We start from the raw sequence: 26,462 nt of genomic DNA on the forward strand, positions 1-26,462 counted from the left end.
AAGAAGGGCATGGATTTTTTTTTCCCCCTTTTCACTGAGAAAGATCGAAGGCATTCACCTAAACTCGCGATGACGCGCAACGTTCTGGAGGCTTATAATCGAAGATTTCCTCATTTATAAACAGGGTTGTAGATTCTCGCGGATTGACCTACGATTCTCCCATTGCAAAGAAATCCTTTGCAGATTTTGAAATCAAAGGAGAAGGAGAGGAGGAGGCCATGCAGAAAAAAGAATTTTTTCGTTCTCGGTTCGGTTGTTATTCTCTTCTTTTTCAACTGATTTTTGTAGGATGTTTGCAAGACCGCAACACGAATCATCCGGCTTTTATGCTTCTGGGAAATCCGACTTCCGTAACGGTTGCGGATTTATCCAATCCTTCTGTGGGAACTCCTCCCACTTTGACGTATGCAGTGAATTCGTTTCAATTTGTGAAGAATAGTTCGATCTCTGTGATTCAGCCTAACGTGTCCGGAGCGGTGACTTCGTTTTCGGTTTCACCCGCGTTGCCCTCGGGGCTTTCTATTGATTCTACGACGGGTGAAATTACCGGAATTCCGACATCCAAACAGGTTGCGTCTTCTTATACGATTACAGCTTCGAATTCTTCCGGTTCTTCTTCCTCTTCGATTCAGATTACGGTCGATGCTCTCAACTCGGAATGGGAAAGTCTTTTAAAGGCTCCGAATCCGGATATCAACGACACTTCGGGAGGATTCGATCTCGATCTTTCCGGAGATACTTTGGTGATGGGGATGTGCGGAGAGGATAGCGCTCAAACATCCATCGTCCATTCTCCCTTTACCGGGTTGACTTCTGCGGGCGACGACGATTCCGCAAACGCGGCCGGAGCGGCTTATGTTTTTCGACGTGTGGGAACTACTTGGGCTTTAGAGGCTTATCTCAAAGCTCCGAACGCGGAAGCGAACGATCAATTCGGATGTAGCGTCGCAATCTCGGGAGATACGATCGTTGTCGGAGCTAAGGGGGAAGACGGGAATTCCGCCATTCTCCATTCCCCCTTTACCGGTTTAACTCCTGCGGGAGACGATGATACTGCAACGAATACGGGCGCGGTCTATGTTTATCGTCGCACTGGAACTACTTGGGCGTTAGAAGCCTATCTCAAAGCTCCAAACATAGATGTAGGTCAAGGAGATCAATTCGGGACCAGCGTTTCGATTTCGGGAGATCGGATTGCCGTCGGAGCCGTTCAGGAACGCGGTGGTCTTGGAGTGATTATCCAAGCTCCGGCCCCGGGTTTTTCGGGTGCAACCGACAACGATTCCGCTCCAACTTCGGGTGCGGTTTATATCTTTGAAAGAACCGGAACCACCTGGGCTTGGGACGCATATATCAAAGCTCCCAACCCGGAGAGTTCGGATTTATTCGGTGCAAAAATTCAAGTCAGAGGCGATACTTTGATTGCCGGGGCGTCCGGAGAAGACAGCGGGAGTACCACAATTTTAAATTCTTTAGGGCCCTCCCTCACATCTGCAGGTGACGACGATTCCTTGTCCCTTTCGGGAGCGGTCTACGTATTTCGCAAAACGGGTGCGACCTGGGCCTTCGAATCCTATCTGAAAGCGCCTAACGCAGACAGCAGTGATCAGTTCGGAGTCACTTTGGATCTTTCCGATGACGGAAACGTCGCTGTAGTCGGAGCCTACAACGAAGACAGCGCTCAGACTACGATTTCCAGTTCTTTGGGACCGAATCTTACGACTGCGGGTGACGACGATTCTGCGTTGGCAGCGGGAGCCGTATACGTGTTCCGTAGAACCGGTGCGACTTGGGCGTTTGAAGCATATTTGAAGTCGCCGAATATCGAAGCGGGCGATAATTTCGGAAGAAGCGTTTCTGTTTACGGAGATATGATCGTGATCGGCGCCACTGCGGAAGACAGTTCCCAAGCTACGGTTTTACATTCTCCTGCGGTTCTTCCGGGACCCGGAGCCGACGACGATTCGGTTGCCAATTCCGGAGCGGCCTATGTGTTTCGAAAATTGTCTTCCGGATGGACCTTGCAATCCTATTTGAAAGCTCCCAATTCGGAAGCCTCGGACGCTTTTGGAATCTTAGTTTGTATCGACGGAGATTTGATCGCGGTCGGAGTTCAAAACGACGACGACGGACTCGGAACCATTTGGAACAAATCCACCGGACCGGCTCCCACACCCGCAACCGACAATGACAGCGTTTCCAATTCGGGCGCGGTCGATATCTTTTATAAGTGATCCGAACGTAAAACGCGAAAACGATGACCTTCTTCGCGACTTTGTAATATATATCTTCCAAAAGGAACCGAAACCAGATACGTTTCAGTTTTTTTGAATATAAGCAGAATGCAAAGTTCGAGGAAGAGAAATTGAGAAAAATAAATATCATCGCGGTGATTTCCATTCTTACCGCAATCAGTTGCAACAGACACTTTTACCTAAAAGAATTCCCGGTTACCGGGCAAACCGCCGTTGTGGGCGTGGGTAAAAAATCGAAGATCGCTTATCTTGGGTTTAGAACCTACAACTCGAAACTTACGAGCGTAGTCGGTAGAAGAAGCACTTACACCGCGGAGTTGAACTATACAAAAAGAACGATTCCTAAACTCGAAAACGGGGTTTTTATCGACCAACTGAAAAACGAAGGCGTAAGAAACGATATTCCTTCGGAAAAGGTTTTGGCGTTCGTATTAGAATATTTGAATCTTGTAAAGTCAAGCGGCGCCTTGGAAATTTCCCATCTGGTGGAAGTGGAAAAAAAGGAAGGGGCTCCCTCCGTTTATAAACTTAAGAATTATCCGGTTGATTATTACGTTGTCGGAGTTCACGGGCCCGCGTTTGTGCAAGACGCTCACGCCGGAATTACGATCGGAAAGGTTTTTTCGGTCCTCTATTCCGTAATTTCGTTCGGTCTGTTCCCGATCTATTCCTCCGAACTCGCAAATACCGAGGTTCGGGTATATGATAAGAATCTAAAGTTACTCAACAGGCTGGCTTACGATAATTCTTATACTTCCATATCGGCCGTTTGGGCCTCGGCAAGTCCGGAATCCTGTCATGGTTTTAAATGCAATCGGGGGAATTTCGATTCTCCTTACGAATTCGTTTACGACGGGATGGGTCCGAAGATCGAGGAAGATGTATTCAACTTGATCCAAAGTCAGCCTTCGAATTAGATGAACGACTAACGTTATTACGTTCGCTTTTGAAAAATACGAAGTAAGAGAAGAGGGAAGATTAAAATTGGAACTTTGGTTCCATTGAATTATCTTTTCATTCAATCAAATTATCTTTTGCGGTATTTTTACGGTGGCCTAGCGGAAAAGAATCGAACCACTTTTGGTCGAAGTGCGCATGTTCGAAATAAAGAATCCGTATAGCAAGAGAGTTTACTTTTCTGAAAACAAAAACAATCGAAAACTTCTCGTATCCATTTCCATTCTCCTTTCACTCGCTTGGGTGGAAGGAGTATTAGCAAAAACGCAAGCGCGTTTGAAAATTTCAGCGAATTCGAAATCGGATTCTCCGTTGCAATTTTCGATTCAAGGGAAGAATTTTTCGAAGAACGTAACGTTTACGGATTCTCGGGAGCTGATCGTCGAACTGCCGGATCTCGGAAGTTATGAGACGATTCTTACCTGGAAAAGCGGACTTTCCGAAAAAAGAACGATCTATATTACACAATCGGAATGGAGCTTGGAGTTCGTTTCCGAACAGAAAGTTTCCGCGGATGCGATCCGCGTGGTTGCGAAACGACCCGATTCTCCCCCGAACTATGTTTTGAGTCAGGAAGACGCGATCCGAATGCCGGGCGGGTTCGGGGACGCGCTCAAAGCCGTTCAGTCGATGCCTGGAATTTCTCCCATGTTTCAAATGTATACGGGCGCAAGTTTTCAATCGGCGATCCAGACATTCGGTCAAAATACGAATCAAAACAAACCAGATAAACCGAACAGCGAAAAAGGATTTTTGGTGATGCGAGGCGCGGGAACCCGAGCCAATCAATTTTATTTCAACGGTTTTCCGATGAGTTATCCGTTTCACGCGGACGGCTTGGCTTCCGTCATCAACAACAACGCGATCCGATCCTTGGAATTGTATATGGGCTCTTATTCCGCGCGATACGGTTTTGCAACGGGAGGGATCATCAACATCGAAGGATTTCAAAAAAGGGATAATAATCTTTCCGTCGCGCACTTAAACGCGTTTTTGACGGATGTATACACATATCGTAATATTACAAAAGACTTAAACGTTTCCGTTTCCGGAAAAAAATACTATCCGAACGTGATATTCGGAAGGGTTCCGAATCTGATTCCGGCGGAAACTTTCATGTCCGATTACAACGACTATCAGGCTCGAATCGGATGGGACATCAACGCGAATCATTCCATTTCCATTCAAACCTTCGGAGCCAAGGATAAACGATATCCGTTTAAAGAACTCAGCCAATACAACCCGAAGGAGACCGCGCAGTCTTTTGGCAAGTCTCCGTCTGCCACCGAGGGCGCGAGACTCGATCGTGTCTTTCGAACGGACGCGATTCAACACGTCTGGAAACCGAAGGATACGATCACGAACACCTTCAACGTTTCCAGAAATTACTTTCACGAAATCACCGAGACCGGCATGGATGCTTTGGCGTTCAATGTTCAAGAACTCGGATATCCTCCTTCCTTATACCGAAAGGTGCACACCATCCAAAACGATTATTTCAACGATTTAAAGCAGGTTGAAAACGTTTCCGAAATCGATCTGTTAAAACGAAATTGGAAGATCGCGTTCGGAGGCCAGTATCGAGAAGTCGACGCGGGTTATAAGGGAAAGGTAAGCTATCTCAATCCCGATCCTACTTTGGCATTTTTGAATCAGCAGTATTTGAATTCGCCGGAAGCAAAATCGGTGTTGGAAGGAGATTCGGTAAGAACGAGACAGATCGGATACTTTTTTGAGAATCGAATCAAGTTCAACGATTTCAATTTGAATCTCGGAGTCAGAAGAGAATACTATGATAAGTCGAGAGAATGGAAAACTTCTCCGCGTCTCGGTATCAGCAAGGAAATCCCCTATACACAAACCAGAATCTTTGCGGGTTATGGGAAGCACTACCAAGCTCCTACTGACGTGAGTCGTTATTCCGCGAGAACGGGGAACCCGAATTTGAAAATGGAAGAATCGGATCACGCGGAGATCGGATGGGATCAGAAGATCGGAAATCTTTGGAACGTTAAAGTGGAAGGTTATCAGAATACGTTTTCCAATCTTTCCGTAGCCGATCCTTTTGTGATGGATCCATTTTCGACAAACAGGGATTTGGCGAGAGAGGCTTTGGATCCTTCGGCAAATTCTTCCTTAATCCGAAGAAGCAATCTGAACTATTCCAATTCCATGACCGGTTATTCGAGAGGGATTGAAGTTTTTATCAAAAAGGAGGCGCCGACCGAATCCGGTTTTTACGGTTGGTTGTCTTATACCAAATCGATCACAAAACGAAATCGTCACATGCCGGAACTTACAAACCAGGAATACAATTCCTGGCTCGCGCAAAGCAAATCAAAAGAATTGATTCATCAGGAAAACACGGATCATTACTACGCGAATTTTTACAGAGACGGAAGTTATGACGTGCTTTTCAAAAATTCTCAAGACGAGTTGTACGACTTGGATCGAACTCATATCTTCAATATCGTTCTCGGTTGGAAATTCGCGGAGAAGGCGCAACTCGGATTAAAAGGAACCTACTTAACAAATTATGCATATACTCCTGTCTCCGGATCAACTGCCACCACTTTGAATCAAAGCATATCGGCTTTGTTTCCGGATCTGCCGATTCCGCCTTCTCCTTCTGGCGGCGTTTCCACTTCTTTTCCTTTTTATCAACCCGTATATTCGGATATGCATCGTTCGGCGAGATTGCCTCACTACCATCAAATCGATTTGAGATTTGATCGTTTTATTCCGACGAGCTGGGGAAAAATGACCGCGTATTTCGAACTCGTAAACATAACCGGAAGCAGGATCGCCGTAAGCGCGGATACGTTTGTTCCGATTCTTCCGTATGTGCAGAACGTCAATCCGGATACTCAATACATTTATCTGAACGGGTTGCAGTCCTTAAAAACGGATAAGAATAAAATCCCTTATTTGAACTTCGGAATCGAAATTAGATTTTGAAATTCGTTTCTCATTGTTGCGATCGTTACGGATCGCGGATTTAATTTTTCGAATTTCGACACATTCGATTCTTTCTTTTTGATTGCCTCAGGAAATCCTTTAGGAGAATGTAATACGAAAACGGATCGGATTTTATCACGATCCGTACATTTCGGAAATTCTATGAGATACGATCAAAAATTTGGATCCTTGATATTCAGTCTTCTTTGCGTTTTGAATTGTAACTATCACTATTACGTTCAACAAACTCCACCCGATGCAACTGCATCGATTCCGAATTTATCCAAGGTGAAAATCGCCTATATCGGATTTCGTCCGTACGAGGCCGAAATTACAAAGTCTTCCGCGGAAACGAGGGTTTATACCGCCAATCTGATTTATCCGGATCGAACTATATTGAAGTTTCAGAATGGATCGTATGCGTCCGATCTCAAGTCGGTCGGATATAGAAAAGACGTATCCTCGGACAAGGTCAGGAAATTCGTTCAGGATTATTTAAACGAGGTCAAGGAAAGCGGGGTTCTCGAACTTACCTATGTTACCAGCGTTGAAAAAAAAGGAGAAGATAAAATCTTCAAACTCAAGGACATCGGAGTCGATTATTACGTTCTTGGAATCCATACTCCGGCGTTTCAAACTCCCAAACACGCGGGAAGTAGCGTGGTTCAATTGTTCTCCTCCATCTTTTCGGTGATCAGTTTCGGCCTGATTCCAAGTTATGCGTCTTTGCAGGCGGGAACCGAAATTAGAATCTATGATAAAAATCTAAACCAATTGACTTCCATCAAATACGACAACGGTTATACGGTCTTGGGTGCGGTCTGGGCTTCCTCGGTTCCGGAAGAATGCAAAAGAATGGGATGCAACGCGATGAAACAGGTGACTTCTCCTCCTAAGTTCGTATACGGGGAGCAGGGGCCGAAATTCGAAGCCGACGTCGCGAGTTTTATTCAGGCTCAGGCCGCGTTTCGTAAATGATATGATTTACGGAGAATGGTTCGCCAATGCGTTTGCGGTTTTCGGCGGATTTCTCGCGTTTTTACTCGCAGTTTCCGAATTAATCACATTCAAAAAAACTAAATTTCAAATCTACTTTTCGATAGCCTTGCTTCTGATCGGAATTTTACAAATTCTGAATGCGATTTCATTTCAGGGAGTTTTTCAAAATACGTCCGTTTACGTCCGATTCAGTCTTCCCATTTTGTTTTTGATCGGTCCGATCGCGTACGTCGCCCTGAAGTTTATGGTCGAAGAGGACTTTCGATGGAACGTGGGGACGATTCTATTTTTTGTCCCGGTTCTTTTGTGCGGACTTGTCGTGTTCGTCGTTCCGAGGGAAACGTTGATTCTTCCCTGGGAAAGAAATCCGGAACTTCCCTTGGAAAACGGGAACTGGCTTTTTTGGATGTACGGTTTTGCGGGAATTTATTCCTTTTTATTCGGGGTTATGATCTTTCGAATTCTTTCCGTCGTTTCCGAAATCAAACTGCGAATCTTGATTTGGATCTGCTTTTTGGATTTTGGCACGGTTTCCGTTTTCGGACTTCTCGGACTTTTTTACGGGGTTTTCTTTTTGAAACTTTCCGCAGTCGTCGTCTCGATCGCTTTATGCGGAATCTATTATGTTCGAAAAGAATTTTCAAATCTCGAAGAAACGATTCACGTCGAGCTCGTGAAAGCGAAATATTCCAGATCCAGATTGGGAGGTTTGGAAGTGGATTCCATTCTTTCCCGTTTGGAAACGATGATGACAACCGAAAGAATGTATCAGGACGAAGAGATTTCCCTCGGCTATGTCGCCGAAAGGGTATCCTTGACGACACACCAATTGTCCGAACTCATCAATCGAAAACTCAACAAGAGTTTTTTTCTTTGGTTGAATCAATACAGGGTGGACGAGGCCAAAAGGCTTTTGGCGGAAACCGACAAAACCGTTTTGGAGATCGCGATGGAAGTCGGTTTCAACAATCGTTCCTCCTTCAACGAAGCGTTTTTGAAACTTACCGAAAAAACCCCGATCGATTTTCGAAAAACCGCCAAGGTCTGACCGCAAGATTTAAAAAATCCGAAAAATCCGATTTCGCATTAAAAAATGTGTAAGCCGTTATAACACCGGTCGAATTGGAATTGAAGTCGGTGCATACTGGGTTCATGTTGATCGTTCAACAAGGTAGGTCTGAATGCAAACTGATAGTATCTCAATGAATCGAGCCGCGGACGGAAATAAAATTCTTTCCATAATCTCTAAAGTTTATCTCGCTTTGAACCTTGCGGTTTACGGCGGCTTTACGGTCGGATTTTTTATTCTTCCGGTTCGACTCGCATCTTTGATCGGAATCGAAATCAGAGATTCCGCGGCGCTCGCCGATTTTAGGGCGATGTACGGAGGACTTTGTCTTGGTATAAGCGCTATCTTCATTTTGGGTTGGTTCAAGGAAGAATTTAAAAAGTCGTCCATCGTTTTGGCGCTTACCGCGGCAGTCGGTCTTTTATCGGGAAGAATTTACACTCTCCTTTTAGATGGACCGGGTAACGAATACATTTACATCAGTATGGCCACCGAGATCGGAGCGATCGTGATCGGGACTTGGCTTTTAAAACGTTCCTAATCAAAAAAACACCCTCGATCGTACGGGATCGAGGGTGAAGGGGAATTACCGTTTCATACAACGCGAGCCGGCGAACCCGCGTTTTACTCGGAGCGGATTCGCCGTTTTGTTCGTTACGGATCTAAGAATGAATCTTATCTTCTACAACGAACACGAAACGAAAGATTCACGTCCGGAATGTTACTTGCCGCGAATTGTTTCGTAATCGGGCAATCCAATACTTGAAGATCGAAAATCGTCGCTGAAGTTTCCTTAACCGTCGCGGTACAAGTTCCTCTGACGTTGTTTGTTCCCGCTCCATAAACTCCTCCGGCCGTATCGATATCCAAGGCCGATCCGCCTTGACCCAACGTATGCGTCGTCGTTTGCGAGAAGTTGATATTATGGATGTTTAGAATCGGAAGGTTATCCGTGTCCACCATCTGAACGATAATACCGCCGACACCCGATACGCACAATTGTTGATTGGTCAATACAAAACTCTCCGATCCCATCTTCATCAAGGCGGTTCCGTCCGTCGGTTGTGGAAGATCCACAGGCCCTGAGTTTCCGGTTAACGCCAGTAAGGCGGCGATCGGGGTTAGATCCGCTTTTTTATCGTCGGCGCAATTCGAGAAACTGATCGCCGCTCCTATCAGAGTGATAGCCAAGAACAATCTAACCGTCTTTTTTTGTGTTTGCATTAAGGTCTCCTATATTGGAACTAAACGCCTAAAAACGGAAACAAACGTCCGTTAGTCGCGTTGTCGTTCGAATCAGATAACTCATGCCCGAAGAAAGTTTTTCAAATTTGGAAATAATTTTATTCCATATTTCCCGTCGTTCATTCCGCTCTTATAAGTCGGCGCGAGTTCTAAAATCTTCGTAACGAAAAATTTAAGAAATTTTTTTCCGAAAGATGAACGTTATGCGTCTTTCAGTTGTTAACGCGGATTCTTTTTTTAGGGGGATTTTTCGGACTAAAGCGCGGAAAATTAGAACACCGAGGATTTGCGGAATAAGATTTCTCGTTTTTGCGTTTTAAGATCGGATTCGAATTCGGAATTATTTTACGCTCGGTTGAACGTGCGTTCTTAATTTATAAGTTGTCAAAAAGTTATTTTTTCGTTTTGAAACTTCCGTTACGTAAAACGGTTTTCGGGAAGGTTTTTCCTTTTTCATTTTTGAAAAATCGACGATCTCATTTTTATCCCGTTTCGCAACGAATTCGATTCTTTGATTGCGTTAGTTGTGTTTCCGGATAGGGTTGGACGACCTAAATATAGACGAAGAGAAAAATCACGATGAACAGTAAAAAAATTGCAACCTTCGAGCCGCTATTTGTATCTCACCCGATTTCTTTTTTTAAATCGAGGATCGGCGTGCGGTTCGGACGTTTGAGCCTTCTATGGATCGTTTCGCTCCTCATTCTTTTGCCCGGAACGTTGTTTTCTTGGGGAACACACTATCTCGTTATGGACCGGGCCCTCGAACATCCATCGATGAAGTTTACTTCGGAGGAAGTTTCTTCCGAATCCCTGGATTCTTTCGTAAAGAAGGAGAAGGATTCCCTAAAAGTCCTCTTTGACGAGTTTGCCGTTTGGGAAGAATCCAGAGGTTCAAAACGTTTTAAAAAAGTGGAATTTAATGCGAAATCACCCACGGTTGTCGATTTTTTAAAGGCCGCGAGACTCAATCCTTCCACGAAATTCGCGGAAGTGGAAAGAATTCTTCCCGGATCCAAATCGATGTCGGGTAACGTGCCGGTTACTTCGATCACTCCGTATCTGCCGGACCTTCCCGAACTTCCGGCGAGATTTCAATCCACGGCCGGAAGAAAAATTAAAATCAGAAACGTTTTGTATACGTTTATCGACGAACCCGATTGGGGAATGGATCACAGTCTTTGGGGTTTCGAAGAATACGGATACGGAAAACAACCGTATGGAAAACCGGAAGGGGAAAGTAGTAAGGCCCCGTTTCACATGCAGTTTCAAAACGAGAATTGGCTGATCTCCCTTTTTGCGCCGGAGGTCGTCGAGGGTGGAATGATGTTGGACCGAATCGAATTATTCTCCCGTCTTTCCAAACTCGCCGGAAAAACCGGTCATGAATATTGGAGATATCGATTTGCCGCTTGGGCCTGTCATTATATGCAAGATATCGGGCAACCGTATCACTCAAAGGCGGTTCCCGACGCCGGATTCTTTTATTATGTTCGTTACGTTTTTTCTTCGAAGGAAACCAAAAAGGAAATGAAAGCGAAAACCACACAGTTGGTCGCCAATCGTCACTTTTTATATGAGGACTTCGTTTCCTACGGACTCATTCAATTTTATAAAAAATCGACTCCGGTTACGACCGCGCTTACGAACTTTCTAACCAAAGACTACGAAGGATTTCCGGGTGAATCGTCGAACAGCGATTTGATGAAATTCGTCGGGAAGCAAGCGTCCTCGCACTCCGCCGATATCAACGCGTCGATCATCGATACGTTCGGGCACGAATATACAATGAAACCTGAATATGATCTGGAAAAGGAACTCGGGACCAAAATGAAGGAAATTTTTCCGACCTTGGACCCGGAAAAGGCGGATCATCTTTTGGAGGAGACCGGTCGGGACTTTTCCTTAACCGGTTCCGCAACGAGGGAAATGCTCCATTCTCTCCTGAAAAACTGAAATTTCCGAGAAACTCGGGGAGTTCCCGCATTCTTCGGCTCAAAAAAGCTTTCTGATTTCGGAATCGATCAGTCGATTGCGGTCAAAAATCATAAGTCTGGTCGAAGATGTCGGAATTCCGAGATAAGATTCTCCCCGAAAAGCGAAAGGTTCCGACCTGGGGTTTTTCCAAAATTTCGAATCGAATTGGGAGAATAGGGAAATGACTCAGAAATTGAAAGAGAAGACTGAAAAAGCGAAAACTTCGGATTACGCGGTTTTGGACGCGGTGATCGTCGGAACCGGATTTGCCGGGCTCGGTATGGGAATCCGTTTGAAACAAGCGGGCGTCCATTCGTTCGTGATTTTGGAACAAGCGGACGGAGTGGGCGGAACCTGGAGAGACAATCATTATCCGGGAGCGGCCTGCGACGTGCAGTCGCATTTGTATTCTTTCTCGTTTGAAAGAAATCCGAACTGGTCCAGGATGTACGGACTTCAATCCGAAATTCTAAATTATCTAAATCATTGTACGGATAAATACGATCTTAGATCGCATATTCATTTTAACAACTCCGTGAACTCCGCGGTGTTCGACGAAAAATCGGGGCTGTGGCACGTAACGTCGATCAACGGAAATTCCTATAAATGCAGAAGTTTTATCAACGGTTCCGGCGGTCTCAGTCGTCCCGTTCTTCCCGATATTCCGGGACTGAAAAAATTCAAAGGGAAGATGTTTCATTCCGCGAGATGGGATCATTCTTACGATCTGAAGAATAAAACCGTTGCCGTGATCGGAACGGGTGCGAGTGCGATTCAGATCGTTCCCGCGATTCAGCCTAACGTCAAAAAACTTCACCTATTTCAAAGAACCGCTCCTTGGGTGATCGCAAAACCAGATCGTGCGATTTCAAAAGGCGAAAGATGGCTGTTTCGGATTTTTCCTCCGGCTCAGTGGTTGTTCCGTCTCGCGATTTATTGGATGTTGGAATTCAGAGTGATCGCGTTTACGATTCATCCGGGTCTTATGAAGGCCCTTGAATTTTTCGCGAAAGGTTATATCAAAAAGCAGGTTAAGAATCCCGAACTCAGACAAAAGGTGACTCCGAATTTTACGATCGGTTGTAAGAGGGTGTTGATCTCGAACGAATACTACGGTGCATTACAAAAACCGAATGTGAATGTGATCACGAATCCGATTCGGGAGATTAGGGAGAATGGAGTCGTAACCGAAGACGGGGTCGAACATCCGATCGACGCTTTGATTCTCGCCACAGGATTTCAAGCCGCGGAAGCGATGTCTCCTTTCGAGTTGAAAGGACTCGGAGGTTTGGATCTGAACGACGCTTGGAAAAACGGAGCGGAGGCTTATCTTGGAACGACCGTTTCCGGTTTTCCGAATCTCTTTTTGATCGTCGGCCCGAACACGGGACTCGGTCATAGTTCCATGGTGTTGATGATAGAATCTCAGATCAATTATGCGCTTCAGTGTATTCTTTCCTTACGTAAGAAAAGATTGAAGTTCATCAACGTCTTGAAGGAAGTACAGGACAAATACAACCGAAACATCCAAAGAAGACTCGAGAAATCCATTTGGAACACGGGTGGATGCGTTAGTTGGTATCGCACGAAAAGCGGTAAGAACACGACTCTTTGGCCGGGTTTTACGTTTGAGTTCAGATTGAAAACGAAGTCGGTCAATCTTTCGCACTACGAGGTCGCTCAATCGGACGATCAGTTGGAAAGTATCGGTTTGGTTTCCAGGATCGCGATGTTGTTTTCCGGAATTTTTAGTTGAGATCTTTTCGTTGAAATTAAATTACCGAGCTTCGATTCATAAAAAATCGAGGCTCGTTTTTTTTTTTAAGGGTGCTTTGTAGAGGGAACTCATATTTATTTTTCTCTATTCTTTAGCGCATCGAATCCGGAACGATACGGACAAGTTTGCAAACCCGTTGCTTACCATATTGCAATTTAGAATTTGAATATCGTAAACACCAGCGCTGTTCTCGAAGAGATACGCGGGACAACTTTGATTCTGCTCGATCGTATAACCGGTTCCACTTGCAATGTTCACGTCCAGATTCGGAAGTTGTCCGGAATATAAAAGAACGTTCGAATTTTTGCTGAAGTCGATCGCATCGAGCGCTATGGCGGGAGCTCCGTTTCCCCCGGATTTGTTAAGATTTACGAAGAAATTTCTACATCCGTTGACTTGGTTCAACGTATGTGACTGTCCGTTCTCTATGAAAGTCGCCGTATTCAGCGCGGGTTGACTCAGACTTCCTGCGGGAGGTCGGCCCTGTCCGTTTCCGGCTCCGTTTTCACCGATAACACCTTGTGAAAACAACAATCCGATCAAAGGAAGAGTTTCGTTTTCTTTTTTATCTTCGCAACCTACTGTTATTAAGCTCAGCAAAATCGCCGTAACCAAATATTTGTTTAAACCGTTTCGGTTCATTCAAGACTCCTTTTGTGCCGTTATGCGACACATCTATGAAAACAAATGAAAAAAATTTTTTTCATTTACGACGTCTTCTTTCGCGCGTTGTGGAACCCATTTGATTACTTGAGAGAAGCGTTTTATTTTTGATTTTATGCGTTCGTTTATTGGATCGAGAAACAATTTCATAGAAAGAGTTGATTTCGTGTCGAATGATGGGTATGTTATACAAGCATAGGAATCGAAAATCGTCAGAGATTCATTTTGAACGGATATAAGAAATCTGATAAGATCTTTACGTGTCCTGTGTCGAATCGAAGTCGATTTAATTGGAAATATATTTTTGACTAAAAACTTTTATTTTTTCACTCGTGTTCAAATTTTGAACGATGACTGAAAGAACGAAAGAATTCGTTTGTTGCTAACGGATGAGTGTGTAAATCAAATCTTAAGAGGTTGTTATCAGTCGTATGAAATTCTTTTTAAGCGGGTTTAATTCTAACTATGACGCGAAGGAATCCATTTGATGTTGCTTAACGAAATGGAATTGAACGGGGCGATGTTTCGAGGAGTCGATCGCAATCTTTTTGTCACTTTTTCGAATATCGTTTACATATCGTCTAACGGAAGATACTCCGTGTTGCACACGTTGGATCAAAACCTGGAAGTTGTGGGCACCTTGAAACAAACCCTACAAAAACTGAAATCGGAAAAATTCGTAAGGGTTCACAAACAGTATATTATAAATATGGAATTTTTGGGTCACGTGGAGTATCTTACGGACGGAATTCATTTTGCGTATATGACGGACGAAGAGAAAAGCCAGGTTCCCGTGAGTAGGGTGTATCTTACCTACACATCGACAAGAGAGGAATGATTTATACGATCCTATGTTAAAAAATTTCCGAACCCCGCCTTAAATCTGATTTTCTATTTGAAGCTCCTTTTCAATCTTGTCCGAGACACTTCCCAAAATGCAGTCAGAATATTTTTCAAACACCCGGGCTCGATCCTCGGTGGATTATCTGTTAAGAACCGTTCACCAGCACCACGTCCAGTTGAGTCTTATGGCGGATCAAAAAGCCAATATCCTAATCGCGGCGTCCTTCGTGATTCTTTCTTTGGCGCTCGGCTTTTTACAAAGAGGTACTTACGTAACCGGAATCGTTCTTCTGATGGGTTTTATTGCGATCGCGGCTTCCTTAGCGATTTTTGCGGTGATGCCCTTGTCTAGACCGGATAAGATTCGAAAGAAGAATCCTTTGTTCTTCGGAGATTTTGCCTCGGACGACGAGGATACTTTTTTTAAGAACGTAGAAGCCGCGCTCGAATCGGACGCTTCCCTCTATAAGGCGATTTCGTTCGATATCTATCAGATGGGAAAGACCATCTACTTTACGAAATATAGATATATCCGTTGGAGTTATCGTTTCTTTTTGGCGGGATTTTTTAGCGGAGGAACTTTGATAGTTTTCGAAAGTATCGGTTGGATTCCTTCTTTGATTCGTGGATAAACCCGGGACGAACCTAAAACCCTAAGCGATCTCTTTTTGATCTATTAAGAATCTTTCATATTCCGTTTTGAGACAACGTTCGAAAGGAAGCCATCTTTGTTCGTCTATCAACGAATCGAAGTTTCTGAAAGACGCAAACTCGGACCAGACTTCCCGGAATGCGTTGATGAGAAGTTTTCGATAATACAAAAGATCCAAGTGGATCTTTTGATTTTTCCGTTTTAGGATCGGAATCATCTCTTCGGGAAGATACCATTGAGCCTTACTTTTCGCTTTTCGATTGAGAATCAAATAACGGATCTTTTCTCCCGCTTGTACTTCGATTCCCATGTCTTTGAGATTGTAAAGTGAAACCGCGGTGGGGCCCGCAACCTCGTATTCGTCTAACGTTTTCGAAGTGGATCTGCGAATGAGAAGATCCTCCAAGGCAACCCGATCCGATTTCAACGCCGCGTCGTATCGATCGTAAATATTAAGAATTTCTGATTCTGCGTTTTTTAAATCGAGAACCGTGATTTTTTCCCGCATCCAATCGAGCATTTCCTGCTGAGCGTTTCTGATAAAGATGGGAAGGTCTTTTCGTCTGGCTCCGATTCCTCTGCACTTGAGTTGTCCGTTTTGAAATCTTCCCATGTATCGATTGGCCACGGGCATCTGCGGATCCTGGCTGGAGGAAGGAAACAAAAGCCAGGTGTAAATTCCGTCCACGTCGATTTTAACTTCCGTTTTACGGCCGATCTCGGAACAAAGAGAATCCAATTCTTCTTTTGAAAATGGGGAAGAATCTTCCTTACGGATAAAGATGCTGTCCGTGATCGCGTGTATAAAAACGTAACCTCTTTCCTCCGCGATTTCTTTTGCGGTGAGGAGTTTCTCTCTTGCGAATGCGTTTACACTTTCGTGACTTTCGAGTCTTCCGAACTTCGCGTTTCTATAACCGAGATATCCGAATGAAGTAACGAGCATCCACTTTAAGCTGGATTGTTTGAGATTGTATTCATAAAGTTTTTTTTCGTATTTTTCTTCTTCGTGCGCCTCTTTGATTTTTTTCGTTTCGCTTTTGTAATAGGCTCTTCTATACAATACGTGGTCGAGTGCCTTGGCTACGATTCCTTTACGTTTTTTGCATATTCTATAACCCAGTCCCGGAACTCGGTTCACGTCGGGATCGTTCACACAACAAAGGCAGTTTACACATTCGGGAGAAATATTATGAATCACCATCGTACTCGGATACATCTGAGCGAAATCGAGTTGGGCCACATTCTCCGCCGTCATCCCGAAAGAAATATCGGGTTGAAATACGAGTCCGCCTTTGTCGGCTTCCAAAAGTTGAAGAGCCGTCTTTGGAGATTCTACCGCGCTTTTTTGCCAGGGAACAAGATAGCCGTCTCGAAGAGCCACGTCGGTTTCGATACTTGTCAAAGCCTTTCCGGTGGATGCCCTCGCCATCTTTTGTATCGGAAGTCTGGACAATCTCGCCAACTCCGCGATCCCTAAAAGATCGGCTTCCTTGTGAACGAAACTATTCTCGCGATCTATATGCCATCTTCCGAATAATGGATATGAAGGAGCGCGATACACGATCTTTCCATACGTATTGAAACTCGTTCCTTTGGTTTGAATGTTTCTTCGGATCGGAGAAGTTCTATCCCTGTCGAAAGCGGGAAAAATTTTCAGACGTTGGGACTGGGTGAAAAGATACGGAAAAATGATCTGATCTCCGAAAGAGGAAAGAATGAGATCGGGATCTTCTTGTTTGAGAAGTCCGTCGATTTTCAGCAGAAGATCTTTCGGATTTTTTCCCGAAAATTCCCAAGAGCCGACTTCGTTTTCGAAAACCAAAGAATTCTCCTGCATCGGAATTCTATGACTCATCTTGAGTCTCATGGAAAGAACCTTGAAGTTCGGAATCTCGTATTCCACTCTTTCGATTTTATCCCCTTGGTCGGTTTGAATCGTTTCGATTTTTTTTCCGTGTTTGTCTTCAGTATAATAAATTCTTAATTTACACAAAGGGAATATCTTCTTTTCCACCATGTAACTCGTGGGAACCTCTATATCCGAGTGATATATGTCGAACTTTTCGTAGAGGGCGTAGAGTTTTTTGGTGACTTTGGAAAGAATGGAAGGTCTGGAAACGGTAATTTCCAAAACCGGGACGGTGAGATTTTCGTAGAATAGTTTTTTATCTTTGATTTGAGGAATTCCGGAGATCGCGTCGAGTTCGTACATTCTTTGTACGAGTTTTTTGAGAATGGATTCTTCCCCTCTCGCATAAATGACCGGTTGATAATAATCGTGGAATAGGACGGTTTCTCCGTTTTCCGTCAGAAGCCACAGATGGATCTTGTCTTCTATATGATAAATATCGAATAGAGTTCCTTCTATGTGTTGAGAATCGGACATTTTATTTCCAACTTGTTCTTCCGGTTTTTTTGTTTTTGCTTTTTCAAGGATTTATTTAAACTTGTTCCGACAAAGTATCGGATCGAAAAATGCTTGCAGAAAACGTAAATAACTTTTGAGTGCGTTTCGATTTTATCGACGTTTTACGTTGTCCGATTAAAGTTCGAACGGATTCGTTTTCTCCGCGTTTTCTTTCAGTGTGATCACTTCCTTTTTCAATCGATACATCTCCTTTTTTAAATCTATCATCATCGTTAACAACATCGTGTCGATCGGATACGGACCCGACGCCATCACTCCGGCTTGTACTTGCAATTTTGCGATTCGGATCAGATCGTCAAAAATTTCTTGATCGGGTTTGCGGAGTCCTCTTCGGAATTCCAGAAGACCGGATTCGACTTGTTGCATCTGTCTGGAATATGGAGTTACTGTTCTGCCCATACTTTCACCTCGTGATTTTGATTCTTTTCATTCAACGCGGGAGAATCGGAAGAATGCGAATACGGTTTTTTGATCGTTCTGATATAGGAAAGTTTGTCTTCGATCTTGAGTTCCCATAGATCGACGGAGGTTTCTACAAGTCTTGGAAAGAAATTCTTATAAGTGGGATGAGGATATTGCATCTTCTCCACGACGAGCACGGGCATTTCCATCGCGTGAAGACGTTCGAGTATAAGAAGCATCTTGTTTAAAAGAAAAATTCCTTCGTCCTCTTGAACGTCTCCGTCGAAGAACTGTTTACAGGGAGCCAGAAGAAAGTAGATCGTATCTTTTGCTCTTTCTTGCTCGATGGCTCGCAATGCATCCAAGATTTGATAGGGAGTAAAAGCCCTTTGAATCAGAATGTTTTCCAATAAGGTTTCGGGAGGAACTCTTCGTTTGCGCGTTTCTTCCGTAATTACAAACGGGTTGAAACGAATCGCACAATCCAGATTGAAGATCTTAAATCCGGATACGGCGAACGCGTATTCCCATTGCAGAGCCAAGTTGTAGATCCCGCTCATTCCGGTTAGCATTCCAAGACCTTTTCTTTCCCAACTCAAGATCGGATTGTAGAGAGGATCGTAATCCTGTGGAAACGAGGTAGGAAAGGTTTGTAGTTCCATTGATACTTATTATATGATATGTATATAAATGTAAAGTATTTTCATTTTAAATGCTTGGGTAGAATGATAAAAAGGGAAGGCGAGTGGATGTAGGCGGTTGTCCTGCGCGGGAATTGTGGTAGTTCCTACATTTTGTGGGACATAAGGTGTTGTGACGTGCCGATTCGATGCGTGCTGTGGTGGTTCCTACATTTTAAAAGACATAAGTGAGATTCTTAGTGAGAAGAAAGCGTATGAGTTCCCACATTTTCTCGAAGAACGAGATCACTTCCAGGCAACGTGGTAGTTCCCACAAATAAAAAAGGCGCCATTCATTCAGGCGCCTTTTTCAAAAACGAAACGTTTCCGTTGTTCGTTTCGAACTTGGATCAATCCAATCGGAAACTGGTCATCGGAAATTTCTGAGTAATTTCCTTAACGCCGCCTCTGACCTTGGTTCTGTTTTTCTCGTCGTTCGGGTTGTCGAGAAAGTCGCAAATCAGATTTCCGACCACTTCGATATCGGCAGGTTTCAAACCGCGAGTGGTAAGAGCCGGAGTTCCCAAACGAATTCCGGAAGCAACTGCCGGAGGATTCTTATCAAAAGGAATCGCATTTTTGTTCACTGTGACGCCGACCTCGTCCAGACCGTCCGCGGCTTGTGCACCGGTAAGACCTTTGACGGAAACGTCCAGAAGAACCAAGTGATTGTCGGTTCCGCCGCTCACGACTCTATAACCGCGTTTCACAAAAACTTCAGCGAGAGTTTTCGCGTTTGCAAGAACGGTTTCGATATACGTTTTGTATTCCGGTTGAAGGGCTTCCTTAAACGCAACCGCTTTGGCCGCGATCACGTGCATCAAAGGACCGCCTTGAATTCCCGGGAATACACGAGAGTTTAGTACTTTCTCATTTTCTAATGTAGAAAGAATCAAACCTCCTCTCGGTCCTCTCAAGGTTTTGTGAGTGGTCGTGGTTACGTAATCGAACATTCCAACGGGAGAAGGATGATAACCGGTGGAAACAAGACCGGAGATGTGAGCGATGTCCGCCATTAACTTCGCGCCGACTTCTTTCGCGATCTCCGCGAACTTTGCGAAGTCGATCGTTCTTGCGTAAGCGGAAGCTCCCGCGACGATCAACTTCGGTTTGTGCTCTCTTGCAAGTTTTGCGATCTCATCGTAATCGATCGTTTCGGTTTTTGGATCTACACCGTAAGGAATCGGTTTGTAAATTCTTCCGCTCACGTTCACCGGAGAACCGTGGGTCAAGTGACCGCCGTGTGCGAGGTTCATTCCTAAGAAAGAATCTCCCGGTTCTAAACAAGCGAGAAACACAGCCATGTTCGCTTGAGCGCCGGAATGGGGTTGAACGTTTGCGTATTCCGCGCCGAAAAGTTTTTTGGCTCTTTCGATGGCGAGGCTTTCAACGACGTCCGCGTTGTGACAGCCGTTGTAATATCTTTTGCCGGGATAACCTTCGGCGTATTTGTTCGTAAGTGTGGATGTATAAGCTTCCAGAACGGGTCTGGAAACGAAGTTTTCGGAGGCGATCATTTCCAGGTTATTTTCCTGTCTTTCGTCCTCTTTTTTTAACGCGGCGAATATCTCTGGATCTGCTTTAGGAAGAAACTGCATCTGGCCCTTCTTTGTGATGATTCCGAGAAGAATTCCGATTTAGTCTCTGAAGATGAAATCCATCCTCGAATATTTATCCTTCAAAAGCCGTTTCGCTTCCTGAAAGACGGCCTTTTTAAACCGGAGATCACTCTCTACGCCCATTTTCGAAAGGCCCAGTGATTCGGCAAATACATGAGATAGGTCCTGACCAAATTTTACGGTGGAAAAATCGTTCGGAAGAGAGGTCACAAAATCGGAATGTTTTCGATTCTTTCTATATTCCGGTTCTTCGGGAGGATGTCCCAACAATCCCGCAACCCTTTCGATCAGGGAAGATTTTAGAATCAACGTCCCGTGATGAACAACCGCGCCTTTTTTTCGAAACTGAGCGTTCCCGGAGATCTTCTTTTCCAAACCCTTTTCGAAAATCGCAAGATCCGATTTACCTCGGAAAGAAGCGTCTAACGTTTGTCGCTTTAACGCGTTCATAACCAAACCCAGAAAATAATCGTAGGATTCTTTTACCTTGTAGAGTTCGGGTTTTACGTCCAAGGAAATGAAAAACGTAAAGTTTAGATTCTCCTCCGGATGATGAACGACAGTGCCTCCGCCGCTCGCTCTTCGGACGATCGATGGAAATTCTTTCGAAACCTCTTTTGCATTTTCGATCGAAAAAGAATCCGCGTTCCCGACGCGTTCTTGAAAAGCGCGCAACACCTCAGGGAGAATCGTATCTTCCGCTTTTTCGGAAAGCCCGAGTACGATGGAGAACGGATTTTTCCAAATCCTAAGTCCCGCTCCGTAACCGGAGGAAACCAAATGAAGTCCGATCGCTTCTTCGATCGCAAGATTGGCCGCGGCGGACCGTTGTGCGTTTTGGATAAAGGAGAATGTGCGCATGTCGAAAAATTTCGGAGTCGTTTACAAAGTTCGTATTGGTTCTTGAAAACGCAATCGATCTTAACCTCTCATCCGTTCCAACTTAAACAAAAGATTCGCCTTCACGGTCGGCCATTCGTTTTCGAGGATGCTGTAAACTGCAGTGTCGCGTAACGTTCCGTTTGGCATGATTCTATGATTGCGCAGAATTCCGTCCAGAACCGCGCCTAGTCTTTCGATCGCCTTTCTCGAGTTTTCGTTCAAACGATGGGTTCTGAATTCGACCGCGATACATTCCAGGTTTTCGAATGCGTGTTCCAAAAGAAGAAGTTTGCATTCCGTGTTCACCGCGGTCTTTTGAAATTCTTTCGAATACCAGGTCGAACCGATTTCCAAACGATTCGAAACCTTTTCGATGTTCATATAACGTGTGCTTCCGATGATCTTGGAATCGTTTTTACGCACGACTACGAACGGAAGGGAAAGTTTTTCCTTTTCCTCTGCGAGCGCCTTTGTGATCCAGGATTCCATCTCTTCGGGAGACGGAACCATCGTAAACCAGAGCTTCCACAATTCTCCGTCTAACACCGCTTTGACGAGTGCGTCCTTGTGTTCGGTTCTGAGCGGACGGAGTTCTACGAAGTTTCCGATCAGGGAAACGGATTCGGGCGGGTAGGAATGTTTCATGTGGATTCGATCCGTTTTCGAGCGTCTATCATTCTTCCGAATAATATTTACTCGAAGCGTCTTTCAAAAATTTCTTTTCCTTTCTGGAAAGGGAATCCATTCCCGATTTCGAAATCTTATCCAGAAGCTGATCCACTTCTTCTCGAACGTGAATCTTTCGGTTCATCTCTTCCTGCCACTTCCTCATCTTTCGTTTTTGGAGATAACGACCGAGAGAAAGCGAAGCCGGAATTTTGGACTTTAGTTTATTATAATATAGAAAATAAAGACCGCCTCCGATCGCGCCGCCCAAGTGGGCCATATGCGCGATGTTTCCGCCCGGACCGGAAAGCGCGATGATGAGCATCAGGATGATCACCATATACTTCGCTTTGAGGGGAAAAAATCCCATAAAAAGAAGTTCTTGATTGGGCCAGATCAATGCGAACGCGATCAGAAGACCGTAGATTCCGCCGGAAGCTCCGATGATGGTTCCTTGATGAAATCCGACGTTGTGAAGAATCCACGGAAAAAATCCTCCCATAAAACAGGAGAATAGATAGAACTTCAGAAAGTTTCTTCCGCCCCAATAATTCTCGAGAATGGAACCGAACATCCAAAGCGAGAACATGTTGAACAGGATATGAAAGAAATTCTGAACCGAATGTAGAAATGCGTATGTGATGAACTGCCAGACAAAAAAACGATGTGTGATCAAATCGGGCGTCATCCCGAGATACAGAGTCAGATAGTCTCCGACCGTCCATGAAAGAAGGAGTTGAACCGCAAAAAGTCCCCCGTTCAAAATCAAAAGGGTGCGGACTACGGGAGTTAATTCCGGGCCGATCCGATTGTAGATGCCTGTCATAGGGGAACATGATTTCTCCTTAGAATCGGACGACAACCGTAAAACGATTTTTCTTTTTCCTCTTCTCTTTGACAGAATGATTCAAATCGAAATCCTGGGTTCAAGGTGATCGTCCAACTCTACGGAACTCGGGGCTCGATTTCCTCTCCGCTCAGAACCCCGGAATACATTCAGAAGGTGACTCAAATCCTGGAACTCGTCCGGGACGCGGGGCCCGACGTCCTAAGGGATATTCAAAAATTTATTTCTAATCTTCCTTCTTATCTTACTCACGTGGTGGGCGGGAACACCACCTGCGTTTCCGTGATTCCTTCCTCCGGCAGAAGAATGATCTTCGATTCCGGAACCGGGGCCAGGGTGATCGGGGACGAGTTGATGCAGGGAGAATGTAAAAAAGGTGAGGGAAAGATCGCATTCTTCTTCACCCACACGCACTGGGATCATATCCAAGGAATTCCGTTTTTTAAACCGCTCTATATCCCCGGGAACGAACTGCATTTTTATTCTCCTTATCCCGATTTGAAGGAACGTTTTGAAAAACAACAATCTCCCGAGTTCTTTCCCATTCCATTTTCCGCTCTTGCGTCCACGAAACTCTTTACCTGTCTGAGTCCCGGCGAAACTTTGGATTTAGAAGGGGATTGTAAGGTCAGCATCTATCCTCTCAAACATCCGGGCGGCTCTTTCGCGTATCGGGTGGAAGAGAAGGGAAAGGTTTTTATTTTTGCCACGGACGCGGAATTTACCGGGGAAGACTTCGGTTCCGTTTCGGAAATGAAGCCCTTTTTTGAAAATGCGGATCTGCTCGTCCTGGATTCTCAATATACCCTGGATGAATCCTTCCAAAAATTTGACTGGGGGCATACGTCCTACACAATGGCCGTAAACTGCGCAGTCGCTTGGAACGTAAAGAAACTCGTTTTGACCCATCACGAACCCGCCTATTCGGACGACGTGTTGGACATCATTCTCGAGGAGGCTCGGGCGCACGCGGCGGCACTCGGTAACTCGTCCATCCAGATAGAATTAGCCGTAGAAGGGAACGTATATAAATTATCATGAAAAGTATCGGACTTCATAGAACCTCCAGAGCCTTGCTCATCATCGCCCTATTAGGCGGTCTCTTTTTCGGTTATATTCTTTCGGAAGTGGACGAAGGGGGAGAACTCGCGATGCTCGCCTCGTATCAACCCACGACTCCGACCCGGCTTTACGATATCAACGGGGTTGTATTCGCAGAACTTTACAAACACAAACAACAACTTCTGAAATACCAGGACATTCCCCCGCACGTGGTTCAGGCGTTTCTTTCCGTGGAAGACAATAACTTCTTCAATCACTTCGGGATCGACTTCGTGGCGATTCTTCGCGCCGGAATCGTAAACGTCATTTCGGGAAGAATCAAACAGGGCGGTTCGACGTTGACCCAACAGCTCGCCAAAACCGTTTTGCAAAACAGAAAACGTTCCTTTGCGAGAAAATTCATCGAAGCTCTTTTTACCCTCCAGATCGAACAGGAATATTCAAAAGAAGAAATATTAGAAATTTATTTTAATCTTATCTACTTGGGACACGGAACCACGGGGCTCGCCTCCGCGGCGGACGTGTATTTCCAAAAGGACGTAAGCGACTTGGACATCGCAGAAGCGGCTATGCTCGCGAGATTGCCGAAGGCGCCCGTGAAGTATTCTCCGTTTAAAAATCCGGCGATTTCCAAAGGCGCGCACTTGAGCGTTCTTAGACTTATGGCGGAACAAGGTTATATTCCCGCCGATAAGGTTCAGTCGATCCACGACGATTTCTGGAATAAATATTGGCCGGTTGTGATCACGCAATCTCCTTCTCAGTCGACTTGGGGAAACCGCTTGAACAAGGCTCCTCACTTCACCGAATACGTTCGTCAAAAACTCGAAAAGGAACTCGGAGAAGATAAGGTTTATACGGGCGGTTTGAAAGTTTATACGACTCTCGACGCTCGTAAACAAGAGATCGCTCAGGAAGAATTGTCCAAGGCGATCAAAAAACACGACGATCTCGTTTCCGGTATAACCGTAAATTATTCCGGCGGTGCGGATCGCGGTCTTGTGGGTCTTTATTATCTGATGGGTTCCATCTTTCCGGTGGGAATGCCGTTCGTCAGTAAACTCGACGAGAAGGCGAACTACCGAGTCGCTTTAGAAAGAGAGCTGATCGACGCGATCGACATTCTTACCATTCTTACTCCGGGCGAAAACGAATCCGCGGCGATCTCCGAGTTTCAAAAACAAACCGCGATCTTCGGAAAAAATTTACACGTAGAAGGCGCGGCGATCACGATCGAACCTTCTACCGGTTACATTCAAACCATGGTAGGCGGTTACGAGTTCACGCCGAAGAATCAGTTCAACCGCGCGACGATGGCGAGACGCCAAACGGGTTCCGCGTTTAAACCGTTCGTTTACGGAGCCGCGATTCAAGAACGAGTTGTGGGAAGCGGGACCGGAATTATGGACGCGCCTTTGACCACTCTTACCGAAGAGGGGGAAGGTTGGTCTCCTCAGGACTTCGACGGAGACTTTCTCGGAATGGTTCCGTTGTCCAGAGCCTTGTCGTTATCTTTAAACATCGTGTCGGTGCAAGTGTTCCTAAGAACCGGACCAGACGCGGTCATCGATTTTTCTTCCAGACTGTTAGGAGTTGCTCCGACTCGTTTTCCACCAAGCCCGGCTCTTGCGCTCGGAATTGCGGAACTCACACCGCTGGAGATGGCTCTCGGTTATGCGACCATCGCCAACAACGGAAGAAGGGTGATTCCGTTTTCAGTGCGTTATGTGATCGATCAAAGTGGCAACGTGGTCTACAACGAAGAGATCAAGGTTCAGGAAGAATTACAAAGGCAGGCGAAGGACGGAAGCATTCAGGTTATCTCCGAGGGAACCGCTTACATTCTTAAAAAAATGCTTACAAACGTAGCGATGGCCGGAACCGCCGCGATGGGTCTTCGCGATCCTGACAAAGGAAATTACAGAGGAACCGCCGCCGGAAAAACCGGATCGACTTCTTCGTTCACCAACGCTTGGTACTGCGGGTTTGATCCGAATTATACAACCGTGATTTGGTTGGGTTTTGATAAAAGTTCCATTTCTTTAGGAAGAGGACAGGCCGCGTCGGTTCTTGCGGTTCCGATTTGGGGAAGAATGTACAATCGTTTCTATGGCGGTCAGAATTATCCTTCCTTCGGCGAAGACATTATGCCCGACGAAGTACAAGGCGGAGGAACCTGCGCTTACAACGGACTTTCTCCAAAACCGGGAGTATGTCCCGTAACTCAAAACTTGAGTCTCAAGCCGATTACCGTTGCGGGAGTTACAAAGGCTGTGATGGGCAATCGTCAGTGCGACGGAGAACGAGATCATCACAAGTCGATGGATTTTAGAGAGTTCTTACAGAAAGAATATCAGATTAGTGATGAAGAATTAGGCAAAACAGATCGGAAGTTTAAACCAAGAACGGAATAATCGCGTTTTGGAGAATTTCGTTTACAGAATTTTTTCGTTTATAAGGATTGAAACCGAGGCTTCC

21 protein-coding genes are annotated in these 26,462 nt (G+C 45.1%); 12 read left to right on the forward strand and 9 right to left on the reverse strand.

The window, feature by feature from the left end; translation table 11 throughout:
* Positions 1–218 precede the first annotated feature (218 nt).
* From CH367_RS05195 to CH367_RS05220, 6 genes are all read left to right on the forward strand, one after another.
* On the forward strand, positions 219–2,234 hold the full coding sequence (locus CH367_RS05195; RefSeq protein ID WP_125226096.1) for a putative Ig domain-containing protein: 2,016 nt from the start codon (positions 219–221) through the stop codon (positions 2,232–2,234).
* A 131-nt stretch (positions 2,235–2,365) separates the two neighbouring features.
* Positions 2,366–3,172: an Lp29 family lipoprotein gene (locus CH367_RS05200; RefSeq protein WP_100761448.1), complete on the forward strand. Its 807-nt coding sequence runs from the start codon at positions 2,366–2,368 to the stop codon at positions 3,170–3,172.
* A gap of 178 nt (positions 3,173–3,350) precedes the next feature.
* Positions 3,351–6,170, forward strand: a complete 2,820-nt coding sequence (locus CH367_RS05205; protein WP_100761449.1) for a TonB-dependent receptor plug domain-containing protein — start codon at positions 3,351–3,353, stop codon at positions 6,168–6,170.
* Positions 6,171–6,332: 162 nt separating this feature from the next.
* Positions 6,333–7,148 carry an Lp29 family lipoprotein gene (locus CH367_RS05210; RefSeq protein WP_100761450.1) on the forward strand — a complete coding sequence of 272 codons (816 nt, stop codon included), beginning with the start codon at positions 6,333–6,335 and terminating at the stop codon, positions 7,146–7,148.
* A 1-nt stretch (position 7,149) separates the two neighbouring features.
* Positions 7,150–8,217, forward strand: coding sequence for a helix-turn-helix domain-containing protein (locus tag CH367_RS05215; RefSeq protein ID WP_100761451.1), 1,068 nt, complete (start codon positions 7,150–7,152; stop codon positions 8,215–8,217).
* 133 nt (positions 8,218–8,350) lie between these two features.
* Positions 8,351–8,779 carry a DUF4345 family protein gene (locus tag CH367_RS05220; protein WP_100761452.1) on the forward strand — a complete coding sequence of 143 codons (429 nt, stop codon included), beginning with the start codon at positions 8,351–8,353 and terminating at the stop codon, positions 8,777–8,779.
* Positions 8,780–8,913: 134 nt separating this feature from the next.
* On the opposite strand, the gene CH367_RS05225 is transcribed toward CH367_RS05220, so the two are convergent.
* The gene (locus CH367_RS05225; RefSeq protein ID WP_100761453.1) at positions 8,914–9,462 is read right to left on the reverse strand and encodes a hypothetical protein; all 549 of its coding nucleotides are present in this window, start codon (positions 9,460–9,462) and stop codon (positions 8,914–8,916) included.
* 771 nt (positions 9,463–10,233) lie between these two features.
* Between CH367_RS05225 and CH367_RS05235 the strand changes: the two genes are divergently transcribed.
* Together CH367_RS05235 and CH367_RS05240 are read left to right on the forward strand one after the other, a co-directional pair.
* Complete coding sequence (locus tag CH367_RS05235; protein ID WP_244284510.1) at positions 10,234–11,439, forward strand: phospholipase C/P1 nuclease family protein; 1,206 nt, start codon at positions 10,234–10,236, stop codon at positions 11,437–11,439.
* A gap of 202 nt (positions 11,440–11,641) precedes the next feature.
* Positions 11,642–13,216: a flavin-containing monooxygenase gene (locus tag CH367_RS05240; RefSeq protein ID WP_100761455.1), complete on the forward strand. Its 1,575-nt coding sequence runs from the start codon at positions 11,642–11,644 to the stop codon at positions 13,214–13,216.
* 105 nt (positions 13,217–13,321) lie between these two features.
* Here CH367_RS05240 and CH367_RS05245 read toward each other — a convergent pair whose 3' ends face one another.
* The gene (locus CH367_RS05245) at positions 13,322–13,879 is read right to left on the reverse strand and encodes a hypothetical protein (protein WP_100761456.1); all 558 of its coding nucleotides are present in this window, start codon (positions 13,877–13,879) and stop codon (positions 13,322–13,324) included.
* 508 nt (positions 13,880–14,387) lie between these two features.
* Between CH367_RS05245 and CH367_RS05250 the strand changes: the two genes are divergently transcribed.
* Together CH367_RS05250 and CH367_RS05255 are read left to right on the forward strand one after the other, a co-directional pair.
* On the forward strand, positions 14,388–14,738 hold the full coding sequence (locus tag CH367_RS05250; RefSeq protein ID WP_100761457.1) for a LytTR family DNA-binding domain-containing protein: 351 nt from the start codon (positions 14,388–14,390) through the stop codon (positions 14,736–14,738).
* 97 nt (positions 14,739–14,835) lie between these two features.
* Positions 14,836–15,375: a Pycsar system effector family protein gene (locus tag CH367_RS05255; RefSeq protein WP_244284486.1), complete on the forward strand. Its 540-nt coding sequence runs from the start codon at positions 14,836–14,838 to the stop codon at positions 15,373–15,375.
* 21 nt (positions 15,376–15,396) lie between these two features.
* On the opposite strand, the gene CH367_RS05260 is transcribed toward CH367_RS05255, so the two are convergent.
* The 7 genes from CH367_RS05260 to CH367_RS05290 all read right to left on the reverse strand — a co-directional run bounded on the left by CH367_RS05260 (position 15,397) and on the right by CH367_RS05290 (position 22,901).
* A complete protein-coding gene (locus CH367_RS05260) occupies positions 15,397–17,784 on the reverse strand; it encodes a DNA polymerase domain-containing protein (RefSeq protein WP_100761459.1) in 2,388 nt (795 codons plus the stop codon).
* 156 nt (positions 17,785–17,940) lie between these two features.
* Positions 17,941–18,225, reverse strand: coding sequence for a DUF8156 family protein (locus CH367_RS05265; RefSeq protein WP_100761460.1), 285 nt, complete (start codon positions 18,223–18,225; stop codon positions 17,941–17,943).
* Entirely contained in the window at positions 18,210–18,890 is a 681-nt protein-coding gene (locus CH367_RS05270; RefSeq protein WP_100761461.1) for a hypothetical protein, read from the reverse strand. Before CH367_RS05270 ends, CH367_RS05265 begins: the two co-directional genes overlap by 16 nt.
* Positions 18,891–19,258: 368 nt before the next feature.
* Positions 19,259–20,506, reverse strand: coding sequence for a serine hydroxymethyltransferase (glyA, locus tag CH367_RS05275; RefSeq protein WP_100761462.1), 1,248 nt, complete (start codon positions 20,504–20,506; stop codon positions 19,259–19,261).
* 39 nt (positions 20,507–20,545) lie between these two features.
* Positions 20,546–21,388 (reverse strand): lipoate--protein ligase family protein, encoded by an 843-nt coding sequence (locus CH367_RS05280; RefSeq protein WP_100761463.1) that lies wholly within the window; start codon positions 21,386–21,388, stop codon positions 20,546–20,548.
* Positions 21,389–21,448: 60 nt separating this feature from the next.
* The gene (locus tag CH367_RS05285; RefSeq protein ID WP_100761464.1) at positions 21,449–22,054 is read right to left on the reverse strand and encodes a GNAT family N-acetyltransferase; all 606 of its coding nucleotides are present in this window, start codon (positions 22,052–22,054) and stop codon (positions 21,449–21,451) included.
* Positions 22,055–22,082: 28 nt separating this feature from the next.
* Positions 22,083–22,901 (reverse strand): rhomboid family intramembrane serine protease, encoded by an 819-nt coding sequence (locus tag CH367_RS05290; RefSeq protein ID WP_100761465.1) that lies wholly within the window; start codon positions 22,899–22,901, stop codon positions 22,083–22,085.
* Positions 22,902–23,006: 105 nt separating this feature from the next.
* Between CH367_RS05290 and CH367_RS05295 the strand changes: the two genes are divergently transcribed.
* Together CH367_RS05295 and CH367_RS05300 are read left to right on the forward strand one after the other, a co-directional pair.
* A complete protein-coding gene (locus CH367_RS05295) occupies positions 23,007–23,963 on the forward strand; it encodes an MBL fold metallo-hydrolase (protein WP_100761466.1) in 957 nt (318 codons plus the stop codon).
* Entirely contained in the window at positions 23,960–26,398 is a 2,439-nt protein-coding gene (locus CH367_RS05300; protein ID WP_100761467.1) for a penicillin-binding protein 1A, read from the forward strand. Before CH367_RS05295 ends, CH367_RS05300 begins: the two co-directional genes overlap by 4 nt.
* Positions 26,399–26,462: the final 64 nt, after the last annotated feature.

It is taken from the genome of Leptospira barantonii (genome assembly GCF_002811925.1).
In the GTDB taxonomy this organism is placed as follows: Bacteria; Spirochaetota; Leptospiria; order Leptospirales; family Leptospiraceae; genus Leptospira; species Leptospira barantonii.

Excerpts from the sequence above, each read along its gene's own strand:
- CH367_RS05195 (WP_125226096.1), top strand. The coding sequence starts at position 219 with ATGCAGAAAAAAGAATTTTTTCGTTCTCGGTTCGGTTGTTATTCTCTT.
- CH367_RS05205 (WP_100761449.1), top strand. The coding sequence starts at position 3,351 with ATGTTCGAAATAAAGAATCCGTATAGCAAGAGAGTTTACTTTTCTGAA.
- CH367_RS05210 (WP_100761450.1), top strand. The coding sequence starts at position 6,333 with ATGAGATACGATCAAAAATTTGGATCCTTGATATTCAGTCTTCTTTGC.
- CH367_RS05215 (WP_100761451.1), top strand. The coding sequence starts at position 7,150 with ATGATTTACGGAGAATGGTTCGCCAATGCGTTTGCGGTTTTCGGCGGA.
- CH367_RS05220 (WP_100761452.1), top strand. The coding sequence starts at position 8,351 with ATGCAAACTGATAGTATCTCAATGAATCGAGCCGCGGACGGAAATAAA.
- CH367_RS05225 (WP_100761453.1), bottom strand. The coding sequence starts at position 9,462 with ATGCAAACACAAAAAAAGACGGTTAGATTGTTCTTGGCTATCACTCTG.
- CH367_RS05235 (WP_244284510.1), top strand. The coding sequence starts at position 10,234 with ATGGACCGGGCCCTCGAACATCCATCGATGAAGTTTACTTCGGAGGAA.
- CH367_RS05240 (WP_100761455.1), top strand. The coding sequence starts at position 11,642 with ATGACTCAGAAATTGAAAGAGAAGACTGAAAAAGCGAAAACTTCGGAT.
- CH367_RS05245 (WP_100761456.1), bottom strand. The coding sequence starts at position 13,879 with ATGAACCGAAACGGTTTAAACAAATATTTGGTTACGGCGATTTTGCTG.
- CH367_RS05250 (WP_100761457.1), top strand. The coding sequence starts at position 14,388 with ATGTTGCTTAACGAAATGGAATTGAACGGGGCGATGTTTCGAGGAGTC.
- CH367_RS05255 (WP_244284486.1), top strand. The coding sequence starts at position 14,836 with ATGCAGTCAGAATATTTTTCAAACACCCGGGCTCGATCCTCGGTGGAT.
- CH367_RS05260 (WP_100761459.1), bottom strand. The coding sequence starts at position 17,784 with ATGTCCGATTCTCAACACATAGAAGGAACTCTATTCGATATTTATCAT.
- CH367_RS05265 (WP_100761460.1), bottom strand. The coding sequence starts at position 18,225 with ATGGGCAGAACAGTAACTCCATATTCCAGACAGATGCAACAAGTCGAA.
- CH367_RS05270 (WP_100761461.1), bottom strand. The coding sequence starts at position 18,890 with ATGGAACTACAAACCTTTCCTACCTCGTTTCCACAGGATTACGATCCT.
- glyA (WP_100761462.1), bottom strand. The coding sequence starts at position 20,506 with ATGCAGTTTCTTCCTAAAGCAGATCCAGAGATATTCGCCGCGTTAAAA.
- CH367_RS05280 (WP_100761463.1), bottom strand. The coding sequence starts at position 21,388 with ATGCGCACATTCTCCTTTATCCAAAACGCACAACGGTCCGCCGCGGCC.
- CH367_RS05285 (WP_100761464.1), bottom strand. The coding sequence starts at position 22,054 with ATGAAACATTCCTACCCGCCCGAATCCGTTTCCCTGATCGGAAACTTC.
- CH367_RS05290 (WP_100761465.1), bottom strand. The coding sequence starts at position 22,901 with ATGACAGGCATCTACAATCGGATCGGCCCGGAATTAACTCCCGTAGTC.
- CH367_RS05300 (WP_100761467.1), top strand. The coding sequence starts at position 23,960 with ATGAAAAGTATCGGACTTCATAGAACCTCCAGAGCCTTGCTCATCATC.